Here is a 13,844-nt window from a genome sequence, read left to right on the forward strand (position 1 = left end):
ACTCGCTAAGACTACAGCTGCTAAATCTAACGTTGACGTTAACGTTAATATTATATATAATTATGTACATAACATTACAGACATATGGAAGAGGTGAGGGAAAATGAGTTTATACAAAATCGACGATGTAGCCAAGGCATGCGGTTTGACCAAGCGAACCATTCGGTATTATGAAGAGATTGGTGTCATGCCTTCACCTCAACGGACAGATGGTGGCACGCGGTTGTACACTCGGGAGGATATCGATTATCTGAAGAAAGTGGTTCGCGCCAAAGAGGTACTTGGATTCTCCCTTCAGGAGCTACATACCTATGTGGCAACAACAGATGCGCTGAACGAACAACGTTTTGACTACCAGCAGACGACCGAAGTGAGAGAGCGGGTTGAGAAGCTCATCACGATGGAAACAACACTGGATGGTCAGCTGCAACTGATCGAGCAGAAACTTCAGAGCATACATGCCGTTCAGGCTGAACTGGAAGAGCTGCGTGAACGCGTTCGAAGCGGTATTCAGAAGTTACAGGCACATGATCGGCAGAGTGATGAAGACGGCTAAACGTATTAGCATCTAAGATTTAATAAACAAAACTGTATACATGTAATCGCTACATGGAGTGAGCACTACAGAACCTGTGGCGATCCCGTACAAACACCGGATGTTCCGGTGTCATTTGTGCCGTTTTGTTACCTCTACTTATGAAAATGTATAGAGGTTTTTCATTGTTTTCATATCATTTTCAAATCAAAAGTTTCACCACATAAATCATTCACAGGAGGAATTACGTATGAAAAGAGAGCCATCATTACCGGACGAATTGCCGTCATCCCGTGGGGGCTTGCTGTCTCAACCGAGAGCGGTATGGGCGGTCGCTTTTGCATGTATCATATCCTTTATGGGTCTGGGTCTGGTTGACCCGATCCTGCCGGCAATTGCAGATCAGCTGCATGCTTCCAAAAGCCAGGTGTCGCTGCTGTTTACCAGCTATAATGCTGTAACCGGGGTAGCGATGCTGATTACGGGTGTCGTATCCAGCCGCATCGGTGTGAAATGGACGCTGCTTAGCGGCATATTGCTGATTATTATCTTCTCGTTCCTAGGCGGTACCTCAGACACGGTAGGCGCACTGGTCGGTTACCGTGGCGGTTGGGGACTGGGGAATGCCTTGTTCATCGCAACGGCGTTATCTGCCATTGTGGGACTGTCCACGTCGGGGACAGCCAAGGCCATTATTTTGTACGAAGCAGCACTTGGTCTTGGAATTGCGGTGGGTCCGCTGCTTGGTGGTGAGCTGGGTTCCATCTCTTGGCGTGGCCCGTTCTATGGGGTAGCTGTTCTGATGGCAATTGCATTTATCAGCATTACATTTATGCTGCCCAAAATGGCCAAACCGAAAACACGCAGTTCTTTGTCCGATCCGTTCAAAGCATTAAGTTATCCTTCACTGAAAACATTGGCGATTACCGCCTTCCTTTATAACTTTGGTTTCTTTACTTTGATGGCTTATTCACCTTATGTGATGAATCTGGATGAGCATGGCTTGGGATATGTATTCTTTGGTTGGGGATTGATGCTGGCAATTACGTCGGTATTTGTGGCACCAAGATTACAACGCAAATTCGGATCGGTTCCTTCCATGAGTGTCATGCTGACCTTGTTCGCGATTGATCTGGTTATTATGGCAATTGGTACAGTAATGGGTTCACCAACTACCGTGATTGTGGCAGTCATTGTGGCAGGGATTTTCCTTGGGATTAACAACACATTGATTACAACAGCGGTTATGGAAGCTGCACCTGTGGAGCGTTCGGTTGCTTCTGCTGCATACAGCTTCGTTCGTTTCCTGGGTGGTGCACTTGCGCCATGGCTTGCAGGTAAGTTATCTGAATGGTTCCTGCCGGAAACGCCGTTTTATTTCGGCGCACTCATGGTTCTGATCGGTGTCGTGGTACTGCTGGTACGCCGCCGTCACCTGCGGGATATTGATTCCGCCATTACATCGCATTAATTCAGAGGAGGAATTGCAATGCTTAAACGTATATTGGTTGCTGTTGATGGTTCGGATCATGCGCATCAGGCTTTGGAGCAAGCACTGACTCTTGCTGAGGATATGAAACAACCCGCAAGTCTGTTGATCGTGCATGTCAATCCTGCCATTTCTATGAATGAACCTGCCTTGGGTATTGATCTGGAGGCTCGGATTTCCGAAGAAGGGCAGCATATTATCGAACCGGTGAACAGACAGTTGTCTGGACGCGATGTTGTATATGAAACACTGCTAATTGCGGGTGATCCTGTTCATGAGATCTGCCGTGTGGCGCGTGAACGAGATTGTGGAATGATCGTGATGGGTACAGGCGGGAAAGGCGTGCTCGCAGAGATGATCATGGGCAGTGTCAGCCATGGCGTGTTAAAACATGCACAGTGCCCCGTCCTGACGGTGAAGTAGGCGCTAGAATCCTTTGTATCGCTGCGGCTTAAGGTCGCAACAATGTCTTATCAGGTACGTTACAAGCCATGATTGCCGAATACCGTAGTGGGTGGACGGCACGGAAATAGTGTATAAATAGAAAAGGTAGTATATCGTCATTTTATTATAGTTATGATTGGATGGAGGATGCAGCATATGAAAAAACAACATTTGTTTATCGGTGGCAATCCGACCGAATCCGTAGATTATAAAGCCCTTCAAGCACCGTACTCCGGGGAAACGCTGGCAGAAGTCTCGTCGGCTTCAGCCGAGGAAGCGGAGGCTGCTGTTGCAGCTGCGGTTCAAGCCGGGAAGGCAATGCGCCAGATGCCTGCACATCAGCGTGCAGATATCCTGTACAAGTTGTCCTCCATGCTTGAAGAACGCAAGGAAGAAGCAGCGCGAATCATTGCGCTTGAAGCAGCGAAGCCGATTACCGCAGCACTGGCTGAGGTTGACCGTACGGTGGAAACGTATCGTTTTGCCGCTGAAGAAGCGAAGCGGCTGACCGGTGAGACGGTTCCGATGGATGCAGCCAAAGGTGGAGAAGGACGTATCGGCTATACAATGCGGCAACCTTTAGGCGTCATCGGTGCGATTACGCCGTTCAATTTTCCAATGAATCTGGTAGCCCATAAGGTAGGCCCGGCATTGGCAGCAGGCAATACCATTGTTCTCAAACCTGCGGAGCAGACACCCCTGTCCTCCTATTACATCGCTAATCTGCTCCAGGAAGCCGGATTGCCGGATGGTGCACTGAACGTGGTGAGTGGTGACGGCAAAACCATTGGTGACGTGCTTGTGGAGCACCCCCGTGTTGCCCACATTACATTTACAGGCAGTCCAGCAGTAGGTACGAGCATTCGCAGCAAAGCAGGACTTAAACGCGTGACATTGGAACTTGGGTCGAATGCAGCGGTGATCGTGGATAAGGACGCAGATCTGGACAAAGTGATTCCTCGTTGTGTGACGGGTGCTTTTACGTATCAGGGACAGGTATGTATCTCCTTACAGCGCATTTACGTTCATCGTGATATCTCGGAAGAATTCATCCGGCGTTTCGCTGAAGCAGCCAAACAAGTGGTGGTTGGAGACCCGCTGAGCCCGGATACGGTGGTCTCTGCGCTGATTACATCCAAGGATGTACAGCGTACACTCGACTGGATTGAAGAAGCCAAACAGGCTGGGGCTGAATTGGCAGCAGGCGGTCAAGCTGAAGGAGGCGTCCTGCGACCAACGGTGCTGGTTAACGTTCCGCGTGATGCCAAGGTATCCTGTCAGGAAGTGTTTGCACCCATCGTAGTTATCAATACCGTGGATTCCGTTGAAGAGGGTATTGAACATGTGAATGATTCGATATACGGACTTCAGGCAGGCGTATTTACAAACGATATCCATACAGCCCTCCATGCTGTCGACCAGATCGAGGCAGGTGGAGTTATGATTAATGATATTCCGACGTTCCGAGTTGATCACATGCCTTATGGCGGGGTGAAACAAAGTGGGATTGGACGTGAAGGTGTAAAATATGCCGTAGAAGAAATGACGGAATTGAAGTTTGTCATGTTTAACAAAGGGTGATTCGGTTCCATTCTTTTGCTCAATAACTGTATGCTAATACAAACATAACCAGAAGCGCCTGTGCCAGAATAATGGCACAGGTTTTTTTAGATGGAGATCAACGAAAAAGTTTTAAAAATACATACGGAATCTTCACTGACTGCGGGTTCACATCTGATGAGACGGGTATAACATACTTAACATACCGCAACATCACTGACCAAACGCCGCTCATAGCACCGAAGCATGATGTACCCATCCAGAGCACGAGTGGAATGAAGCGGTACAGCACTGCCGAAAGTCTTATAATCTCTCATTATTCAAATAAAATGCAGTATGAAATAAGCCTGAACTTTAGGGTTGCAGGGCAGGCAGGAGGTGTATTCAAATGGCATATTCCATGGTTGACGTATCGGGCATGTCAGGTGTAAGTCTGAACAAACTGAGCCAGTATGCACAGACAGGTCTTCTGAATCCGGCCTTTGGGGATTTGGCTGAGGATATCTATTATGAAAAGCAGGAATTACTGAGACTCCAGCAAATCCTTTTCTGTAAGGAAGTGGGCATGGAGGAGAATGAGATTGCCCCTATGCTAAAGGATGACCCTCAAGATGTGATAAGCATCATGAAGCAACATCGGATTGAGATTCTGGAGAAGGCACTCCGTCTGCATGGATTGATTCAGACACTGGACAAAACGATCTCTTATTTGCAAGGTGAACAGGAACTTGATGAACATGAGTTGTATAGTGGCTTTGTAGATAAGGGACGTCACCAGTTGCTGAATGAATCGGGTTCTAACCCTGGAGTCAGTAATGATGTGAAGCGAATGCAGAAAAAGGGCGTTCAGAATTCAAGCCAGGAGATAAAATCGAAAGAAGATTATCTGGATTCCCAGGCGAAAATTGATCAGGTTCATCTTGACTTGCAACAGGCCATTGAGGATGGATTGGAACCCGGTAGTGCGAAAGTACAACGGATTATTGGCAGGCATCTTGAATGGATCAAAGGGTATTATACACCCACTGCTGAGATCTATCGGGATTTGGCCAATCTCTATGTAGAGCATAAAAATTTCCGTCAGATGTATGATGGATACCACCCGAGGCTGGCTGAATTCCTGCGGGATGGGATGATGATTAAAGCGGAACACGATTTATCCTAGATGCATAAAGTAACATGGGCGAGCAAGAACATGGGTGTGAATCATAATGGATAACAAAGAGCGCAGACCTCTAAGGAGGACTGCGCTCTTTGTTATTACGGGTTCTTCAACATCGTGTGTGATGAGGTCTACGATCACCTTATTCATCATTTCCTAAAGGGATACGGTTCCTTCCAATTGCTCTGTGAGCAAACTTACGGCTTTCTCCAGGAAGACGCGGTCTTCGTCGTCAAAACGGTTTTTGATCGGGCTGTCGATATCCAGCACGCCGTATAGTTCGCCGTTTTTGATAATAGGTACGACAATCTCGCTGTTCGATGCTGCATCACAGGCGATATGGCCTGGGAAGGCATGAACATCGTCAACGACCAGGGTACGCTTTTCCGCAGCAGATGTGCCGCATACACCACGTCCCAGTGGAATTCGGATACAGGCAGGCAGTCCTTGGAATGGCCCGAGGACCAGTTCTTTTCCATCATACAGATAGAAGCCGACCCAATTGGTGTCGGTCATAAATACATTGAGCAGCGCAGCAGCGTTCGCCAGATTGGCAATCGCACTAGGTTCATCGCGGATCAGAGCACTTAACTGTCCCAGGACGGCGGTGTGCTGCTCACTTCGTGTTCCTTCATAGGAAACAGCTTGAAACATGATAAATCACCCTCCCGAGCAAAATGGTACTTATTTTCAAGATAGTGCAGAGGATGCGGTTAGTCAAGCGGAGGATTTCGGAAAGGCAAGGGAATACCAGAAGAATCCTCCTGTTTCTCAGCTTCTCACGTGGGGTAATTACTTAGCAACCACGGAGGGCTACAACCCGGGAAGGAGCTTGGCTTATGCATGCAGAGGTACAGAATCTTTTTGTACGGATTCATCTACTATATTTTGCCCAAAATCAGGATCTGAACGTTAGCGAGGCACTGCCCCTATTGGAAGAACGGGGATATCGCGTTGGAGAGCGGGAGATCAAGCAGGAGCTTGAACACCTGACACAGGAGAACTTCCTGACCGCCCACGGGGACCAATGGAGCCTAACCGGGACTGGTATTGAAGAATTCAAGGAAATTACCGCCGTACTTGGCCGGGTTAGCGATGAATTGCTGGCGAAGGGTAAGAAAACGTCCAAAGCCTGACATTCATTCGGACAAGCACGATGACGTGATTCATTCAAACTGGAATGGATCCATACGGACAACAAGACCGGGAGCGACATTTGCCCGGTTTTTTGACGTTTGTCCATGACTGAACAGTTGCCATTCGGCGCAGGTTATGATTAGATGACTAGTGAATCTTATGGTCTGCGGAGATAGATCGGATCGGAGTGTCTTATATGTATAAATGCAAAGGAAGAATTCCCGAAATGGAGACTGGGCGGCTTCGTCTGCGTAAAATGCGTCGCCGGGATGCGGCCCAGATGTTCGCATGCTGGTCAGATCGCGAGGTGACCCGTTACATGAATCTTGCACCCATGATTGGGACAAGCGAAGCAGCGGACATGATTGGACTGCTTAACCAAATGGCAGGAGAAGAGGACGCAATCCGCTGGGGGATCGAACTCAAAGAAACAGGAAGGCTCATCGGAAGCTGTGGATTTAACACATGGCAGCTTGAAGGCGCATTCCGGGGGGAGATTGGTTATGAGCTGGGACGTGACCACTGGCGCCACGGTTATATGACAGAGGCTTTCTCGGCATTGTTGCCATTCGGATATGAGACCATGGGACTTAATCGGATTGAAGCACTGGTTGATCCGCGTAATGTGGCTTCCGGCGAGTTCCTGACGAACCGCGGCTTCACACGAGAAGGGCTGCTGCGTCAGGTGCAACATACATCCACCGGATACAAGGATATGGTGATGTATTCAATGTTGTATGATGAGTTTCTTCGTAAGAAAGGCAAGTAAAGAGACAGTATATATTTGTTTTTTATTTACACGTAAACGAAGAAACAGAACAAAGCTGGAGAAGCGAAGCATTCGCCATTAAAGCTTTCTGAAAGAAAGCTACATCGGAAGCATACGCTATCACCGGATTTCTCTTATAGAGAGGAATAGAAAAATCTGGGGATAACAGCGATAGGAAGCTTGTTCTGATTCGTAGTAGATGTGTAAATTAACATACCAATTATATAGAGAAACGAAGAGAGAAGGGTTTGTGTGAATGCAACTGGAGGTTTGAAGCGCAGTTTCATCTTGACGGGGCTGTTACTCGCGACATTTCTGTCAGCGATTGAAGGCACCGTCATTGGTCCGGCTGGGCCGACCATTGTCAGTGAGCTGGGGAGTGTGCAGCTGCTGAGCTGGATTTTCACCGCATACCTGTTGACGATGGCGGTGAGTACGCCCATTTTCGGTAAAATCAGTGACTTGTATGGACGAAAACCTGTATTTCTGATTGGCTGTGCCTTATTTTTACTGGGTTCACTCTTATGCTGTCTGTCACATAATATGGAGCAATTGATTATTTTCCGTGCTATTCAGGGGATTGGTGCGGGTGCGGTAGTTCCTGTTACATTTACGATTATTGGGGACATCTACTCCATTGAAGAACGTGGCAAAATCCAGGGCTGGATCAGCTCCGTGTGGGGGATTTCCTCTCTTGCGGGACCGCTGCTTGGTGGTTATTTTGTAGACAACCTTGGCTGGCAGTGGATCTTTGGTTTCAATGTGCCGTTTGGTCTGCTCGCGATGTGGTTTGTATTTCGTTATCTGAAGGAAGACATTTCTCCACGTACAGCCAAGATAGACTATGTCGGTGCGCTGACCTTCACGGTGGGCATTACCGCATTGTTGTTTGTCCTGTCGGCGGGTGGGCAGTATTATGCCTGGAGTTCTCCGTTGATTATAGGACTGAGTGTGGTTGCCGCCCTGTTTATTATTTTATTTTTTGTGGTGGAAAAAAGAGCTCAGGCTCCAATGGTTCCACTACATCTGTTCCGAATTCGGGACATCCGTGTGGCGAATATCGCCGGGCTGTTAACCAGTACCCTGATGATCGGCCTGACCAGTTATTTACCGCTCTGGGTGCAGGGGGTTCGGGGAGGAAATGCGACAGAATCCGGGTTGCTACTCGCACCGATGTCAGTAGGTTGGCTCATTGGTAGTGTGCTCGCAGGTCGCCTGTTGATGAAAATTGGATCACGGTTGACTGCATTGATTGGTTTAACCGGAATTGCAATCGGTTCGGGTGGACTCTTTCTGGTGGGTGGTACATCCCCGCAGGCTGTGTTATTTATATTGACCTTTATCTATGGTCTTGGCTTCGGATTTGCGTTTACGATATTCACCATTATTTCGCAGTCTTCCGTAGGATATAAGGAACGTGGTTCGTCTACCGCACTGCATACGTTCATGCGTACATTGGGACAGACGATTGGTGCAGCGGCTTTTGGGACATGGTTGAATTATCGAATCTCCACGTTATCGAGCGAGCAAAATCTGGCGGAGGCCGGAATATCGGAGAGTGATCTGAACGAACTGCTCGCACCGCATACGGATGCAGCGCTATCGGATGACAAGTGGGCGCTACTGAGGAGCGTGCTGGAAGGAAGTTTACATTCCCTGTTTGTCATTATGTTTGTCATTGCATTGGTCTCATGGGTAACGACGCTAGCTCTACGCAAGCGTTTAATTGTACCTGAAGATGCAGATGCTCCACCGAAGCCACAAGCCTCAAAATAAAAAGTGAAGTATACGAAAAACCGGATTCGCCGATGTCAGGCAAATCCGGTTATTTTTGTTGATGGTACGTGTGTAGTGAACTAGCCGTTGGCTGATAGACGGTCTGCAGAATGTGCGAGTCTTCCCAAGAGTTCCGACAGCAATTCCTTGTCTTCCTCACTGAGTCCACTGACAGCCCGATCGATCTTTAACGCATAGCCTGGATAGATTTCATCCATCGTACGCTGTCCTTCTTCAGTCAGTTCCACAAAGATGATACGTCTGTCTTGCGGACAATGTTTGCGGTGTAACAATCCTTTTTGCTCCAGCTTATCAATCACATAGGTCACATTACCACTTTGCAGCAGAAGTTGTGCGCCAACCTGTTGAATCGGCTGTGCTCCTTTCATATATAACACTTCGAGCACCCCGTATGCGGTGGGGTTGAAGCCATGCACTTTGCTTCCGGATACAGCGTGTTCATTCACGCTCTTGAATGTCTGGGCCAAGGTGCGGTACAGATGAAGTGAACGTTCGGTTCCGATTTCTTCTAATTCCAGCATGCTGATCCCGCCTTTTCAGATTAGTTGTATAAGTTGAAATGATAAAGTTACAACCTACCACTACGAGGACAGAACAACCTTCCAATCACTGTTATCCTCAGATTTTTCGAAATATTCTTCAAAGGTAAAATCCGGTGATAAAGGTGAAGCATATGCTTCCGATGCAGCTTTCTTTCAGAAAGCTTTTAGCTTCGCTTTTTCAGGTTATTTCTGTCCTCTTCGTTATGCTGTTCATGTAAAAGATAATTTCAACTTATATGAGTTGGGTTGTTAGGTTTGACAATTCAGGTTGTCGCCATGGTTTAATTGTAAACTTCTATTTCTACGAAAAACATGCGATATGTCACAAGATCTGCATTTTTAGCATTTAAAATTTGATCATTCATCTTGGAGGAAATCATCCTTCAGATGTCGCTTCTTCTCCGCCTCTGGCAGGAGGTTGAGTCAAGCCTTGCTCTCTTATAATGAGTTCATCTCATGAATTTGGAAGGTATTGGAGGAGAAGAAGCATGACGAGTGATTTATCGTTTGAAGGACAGCGACCGCTGAAGAATAACCGATCTTTTGTAACATTGATGGTGGCACAGGCCATCTCCAATCTGGGGGATTGGTTGCATCTGCTCGCAATCCTGACCCTTGTGGGTATCCGCTGGAATGCAACGCCATGGGAGATCACATTTGTCACACTATCGGCCGCACTACCCATTCTGTTGACAGGACCATTCGCAGGCACGCTTGCAGATCGCCTGAACCGAAAATGGCTGATGATTATAGCTGATGGTGCACGGATCCTCATCGTGGGTGCGTTGATTTTTGCTGATCAGATCTGGCACGTCTACATATTGCTTGTCCTCAAATCTCTGTTCGATGTCATTTTCTCTCCTGCCAAAAACGGAAAGCTGAAAGAAATTGTACCTCAGGAGCAGCTTGCGCATGCTGTATCCATCAGCTCAATCATTGAACAGATGTCCAAAATTATCGGTCCAGCGCTGGGTGGCCTACTGGTAGCTGCTTTTGGCATCACCTGGTGTTTTGTCCTCGATTCAGCGTCTTTTCTAATCTCCGGCATCATTTTATTGTGGATTCCGGGAACCCGGGTGATCCAATCTGCAATTCATAACGTAACAGAGGTAGAGGAAGAGACAGAAGAGCGCCTTCGTAACCGCCCCAAAAACTCTTTTTGGAAGGATACACAGGAGGGCATCCGTATGCTCGCATCTTTCCCTTATGTAGGAACGTCTCTGATTTTGCTTGCTTCAGCCATACTTTTTCTGCAATTTGCCGATTCACAGACGGTGGTGTTATTCAGACAGCTTCCCGGAATTTCAAGTGATCTGCTGGGATGGTGCGTCGCGGCCAGTGGTGTAGGTACATTAATTGCAGCGATGAGTGTGCGGAAGTGGAAGCATGCAGGACATGTTTTGAAAATGGGGCTTGGTACCATACTCATGGGTCTGGTTATCGGCGGAGCCGGAGCTATTGTGGGAATTTGGCCACATGCCGGACTGGGTGCCAATCTGCTGTTAGTATCCCTCTTTGCTCTGGCTGGTGTCGGAATTGGGTTTGCGATTGTACCCTTTCAGATCCTGTTGCAGGAACAGACACCCGAGGCAATGACAGGCAGGGTCTTTGGAACGGTAGGCAGTGTGATGACAGCCAGTAATATTATGGGCCCGGTGGTGGGTGGATTCATGGTCACCTCATTCGGTGTAGTGCCGGCTTTTGTATGTTCAGGCATTCTGCTGACCCTGCTTGGATTGATTTATTTGATAAAACGCAAGGGGGAAAAGGCCGATCTGAATGGCTCCATTGCACCCGAGACCATGATTGCAGGCGACTAGAAACATGCCGGACCTACTTAGGTTAGAACAGTTGAAATGAGGTCTGAATGTACTTCAAATTTAAGTTTTTGATAAAAAAGCGTTTGAGTAAACGCCTTCACGTGTAATGAGGAACAGGCAGAAATCCCTGTATTCTAATTATTCTTAGGGGAAAACTCATATGCCTTGTCCCACCAACGTAGTAGCGGAAAGGGGGTGAAGCAACTTGAATGTAAAGTTACCAAAAGCCATAGTACGTCTTGGAAGCATACCACTGGCAATACTTGCCGGGACCTTGATGCTGGGGTTTGGATCTTCGCATGTGTATGCGGATGATGCTCAGATATCTTCTGAAAAACCGTCCAGCGGAATCTCACTAAATCTGTTTTCACGCGATTCGGATGGCGGGTTGAACCTGACTCCGTCGGTATCGGTTTCCACACCATTATTGGATGTTGAAGTTCCGTCGATCAAAGCGAATGAATCCACAGGTAAGCTGAGTGTATCTGAGCTGAAAGTAGATACACCGCTTGGATCGGCCGGAACATCAGAGATTGGGATTGATGCGAAGAAGGGAACCGTCGAACTGCCGTCTGTACAGGCGGATACACCGGTGGTCAAAGCCGATGTATCAAGCAGTCAGGTGAACCTGAACGGAGGGAAGACTTCCTTGCCGGGCGTTACCGCAGAGGTACCCGAGGTCATCAAGGCAGAGACGTCTGCTGTGAAAACAGACCTTCGGCAGGGCAAGCTTGAATTGCCTTCCGTGAAGGTGGATGTGCCTGAGGTTACTTCCGTCAATATCTCTTCCTCCCGTGTGGATCTGAGTAAGGGAAATGTCCAGCTGCCATCTGTGAAAGCAGAAGTTCCAGTTGTAGACGTAGCCGCTGAACTCAATCCTGATCAGGAAAAGGTGGAGATTCCAAGTGTGAAGCCGGACCGGCCAGTAGTCACTCCGGAACAACCGGCGGTTGTCAAAACACCAAATGGTGAAACTTCCAATACGAGTGCACTCGCAGATCCTGTTTCATCTCAGAACAACGAGGAAGGACGGGACGCAGTACAGGTTACGGGCAAAGTGATTGAAGTCACCCCGGAACCGGAAATACGTCCAGGACAACCTGTTGTCCCGCAGGCATTGCCTGTGGAAGGAATCGATTTGAGTTCGGATTCGGATGTTAATGCAGGATTGCCTGATAACGAGCTATTCCTCGTAGATGAGCCATCTGCTAAACCATCAGTCACTGAACAAGTGCAGAGTAACGAGGAAGTCAATCTGAAACAAGATGATGCTGATGCAGTATCTCCATTGCAACCTCGAACAGAACGACCAACAAGTTGGTCTGTAGCGGCAACTTCTCCCGGAGCAGCTAATGCTTCCGCAGGGACAAGCTCCGGTTCATCCGGTGTAACTGGAGGTGGAGCAACCTCACCAGCTGCTGCACTTCCGGGAGCAACAATAGGTCTGGTTACGCCGGATTACGGTTTTGCTTTCTGGTTGGAACGATTGGATGGGTTCAGTCAATGGTCACAGGCACCGCTGGGGCGGCCGCCGCAATATACCTCTTTCTCTCAGTAACAATGGCGTTAATTCAACCAAAATTGAGAAGGAGTGTATATAATCATGAAAAAAGTGAATCGTTGGGTAAAATTGTCGGTATTGTCGGGTACGTTGGTGGCTGGATTGCTTGGAGCTTCGCAGGCAACTTACGCAGATAGCTATAGCAATAACAGCAGTGGCAATCTGGATCTGAATGCAGGTTTGCGTCTGGAGTTGGGATCTCTTCTGTCAGGACACCGTGACACAGGTTACGGTAACCATGGTAGCTATGGCGGTTCATCCAGTGCAAGCGGAGCATTGAATTTGGATCTTGGACTCAATGCCGGCTTATCCTCAGAGAGCACGAACCGATACAATGATCATTCTTCCGACTACACTGCTGAGCGTAGCAGTTCTAGCAAGCTGGGCCTTGGTCTTAATGCCAATGTGTCGGGAGAAGGTACAACGATGAGCGACTATTCACGAGGCGGCGATGATCGGAATGTAAACAGCAGCTTCGCGAGCGAAAGTCGTGGTGCGCTGGATCTGGGTCTGAACCTGAATGCGGAAGGTGAGAGCGCAACAATGACTCAAACTGAACGCAATAACAGCGTGAACGACCGTGAGCGTAACACGAGCAGTAACTTCATGAATGAAAGCCGCGGTGCGCTGGATTTGGGTCTGAACGCCAAAGCGGAAGGTGAGAGCGCAACAATGACTCAAACTGAACGCAATAACAGCGTGAATGACCGTGAGCGTAACACGAGCAGTAACTTCACGAATGAAAGCCGTGGTGCGCTGGATCTGGGTCTGAACCTGAATGCGGAAGGTGAGAGTGCAACAATGACTCAAACTGAACGCAATAACAGCGTGAAAGACAGCGAGCGTAACGTGAACAGCAACTATGCGAGCGAAAGCCGCGGAGTACTGGATCTGGGTCTGAACGCAAAAGCGGAAGGCGAGAGTGCAACAATGGCTCAATCTGAACGCAAGAACAGCGTGAAAGACAGCGAGCGTAACGTGAACAGCAACTATGCGAGCGAAAGCCGCGGAGTACTGGATCTGGGTCT

The 13,844-nt window shown here is 48.2% G+C and carries 13 protein-coding genes; 11 read left to right on the top strand and 2 right to left on the bottom strand.

Annotated elements, in window-relative coordinates; translation table 11 throughout:
- Window positions 1–103 precede the first annotated feature (103 nt).
- The 5 genes from ACTHPG_RS26550 (at window position 104) to ACTHPG_RS26570 (ending at window position 5,193) form a co-directional block, all read left to right on the top strand.
- The gene (locus tag ACTHPG_RS26550; protein ID WP_440392365.1) at window positions 104–556 is read left to right on the top strand and encodes a MerR family transcriptional regulator; all 453 of its coding nucleotides are present in this window, start codon (window positions 104–106) and stop codon (window positions 554–556) included.
- Between the two features lie 229 nt (window positions 557–785).
- Window positions 786–2,006, top strand: coding sequence for an MFS transporter (locus ACTHPG_RS26555; RefSeq protein ID WP_440392366.1), 1,221 nt, complete (start codon window positions 786–788; stop codon window positions 2,004–2,006).
- A gap of 18 nt (window positions 2,007–2,024) precedes the next feature.
- Window positions 2,025–2,447, top strand: a complete 423-nt coding sequence (locus tag ACTHPG_RS26560) for a universal stress protein (RefSeq protein ID WP_440392367.1) — start codon at window positions 2,025–2,027, stop codon at window positions 2,445–2,447.
- A 177-nt stretch (window positions 2,448–2,624) separates the two neighbouring features.
- Window positions 2,625–4,049, top strand: a complete 1,425-nt coding sequence (locus ACTHPG_RS26565; protein ID WP_440392368.1) for an aldehyde dehydrogenase family protein — start codon at window positions 2,625–2,627, stop codon at window positions 4,047–4,049.
- A gap of 367 nt (window positions 4,050–4,416) precedes the next feature.
- Window positions 4,417–5,193, top strand: a complete 777-nt coding sequence (locus tag ACTHPG_RS26570) for a MerR family transcriptional regulator (protein WP_440392369.1) — start codon at window positions 4,417–4,419, stop codon at window positions 5,191–5,193.
- A 153-nt stretch (window positions 5,194–5,346) separates the two neighbouring features.
- Here ACTHPG_RS26570 and ACTHPG_RS26575 read toward each other — a convergent pair whose 3' ends face one another.
- Window positions 5,347–5,844 carry a GAF domain-containing protein gene (locus tag ACTHPG_RS26575; protein WP_440392370.1) on the bottom strand — a complete coding sequence of 166 codons (498 nt, stop codon included), beginning with the start codon at window positions 5,842–5,844 and terminating at the stop codon, window positions 5,347–5,349.
- A gap of 185 nt (window positions 5,845–6,029) precedes the next feature.
- On the opposite strand from ACTHPG_RS26575, the gene ACTHPG_RS26580 reads away from it, so the two are divergent.
- From ACTHPG_RS26580 to ACTHPG_RS26590, 3 genes are all read left to right on the top strand, one after another.
- A complete protein-coding gene (locus tag ACTHPG_RS26580) occupies window positions 6,030–6,326 on the top strand; it encodes a hypothetical protein (RefSeq protein ID WP_440392371.1) in 297 nt (98 codons plus the stop codon).
- Between the two features lie 197 nt (window positions 6,327–6,523).
- Window positions 6,524–7,096: a GNAT family N-acetyltransferase gene (locus ACTHPG_RS26585; protein WP_440392372.1), complete on the top strand. Its 573-nt coding sequence runs from the start codon at window positions 6,524–6,526 to the stop codon at window positions 7,094–7,096.
- Window positions 7,097–7,366: 270 nt separating this feature from the next.
- Complete coding sequence (locus ACTHPG_RS26590; RefSeq protein ID WP_440392435.1) at window positions 7,367–8,872, top strand: MDR family MFS transporter; 1,506 nt, start codon at window positions 7,367–7,369, stop codon at window positions 8,870–8,872.
- Window positions 8,873–8,952: 80 nt separating this feature from the next.
- Here the strand turns inward: ACTHPG_RS26590 and ACTHPG_RS26595 are convergent, their stop codons facing one another.
- Window positions 8,953–9,414: a MarR family winged helix-turn-helix transcriptional regulator gene (locus ACTHPG_RS26595; protein ID WP_440392373.1), complete on the bottom strand. Its 462-nt coding sequence runs from the start codon at window positions 9,412–9,414 to the stop codon at window positions 8,953–8,955.
- Window positions 9,415–9,923: 509 nt separating this feature from the next.
- Between ACTHPG_RS26595 and ACTHPG_RS26600 the strand changes: the two genes are divergently transcribed.
- The 3 genes from ACTHPG_RS26600 to ACTHPG_RS26610 all read left to right on the top strand — a co-directional run.
- Window positions 9,924–11,255: an MFS transporter gene (locus ACTHPG_RS26600; protein ID WP_440392374.1), complete on the top strand. Its 1,332-nt coding sequence runs from the start codon at window positions 9,924–9,926 to the stop codon at window positions 11,253–11,255.
- Window positions 11,256–11,460: 205 nt separating this feature from the next.
- Window positions 11,461–12,813 carry a hypothetical protein gene (locus ACTHPG_RS26605; RefSeq protein WP_440392375.1) on the top strand — a complete coding sequence of 451 codons (1,353 nt, stop codon included), beginning with the start codon at window positions 11,461–11,463 and terminating at the stop codon, window positions 12,811–12,813.
- A gap of 45 nt (window positions 12,814–12,858) precedes the next feature.
- The coding region (locus tag ACTHPG_RS26610; protein ID WP_440392376.1) for a hypothetical protein at window positions 12,859–13,844 on the top strand (986 nt) is incomplete at its 3' end.

It is taken from the genome of Paenibacillus sp. SAF-068 (genome assembly GCF_051967555.1).
GTDB lineage: Bacteria > Bacillota > Bacilli > Paenibacillales > Paenibacillaceae > Paenibacillus.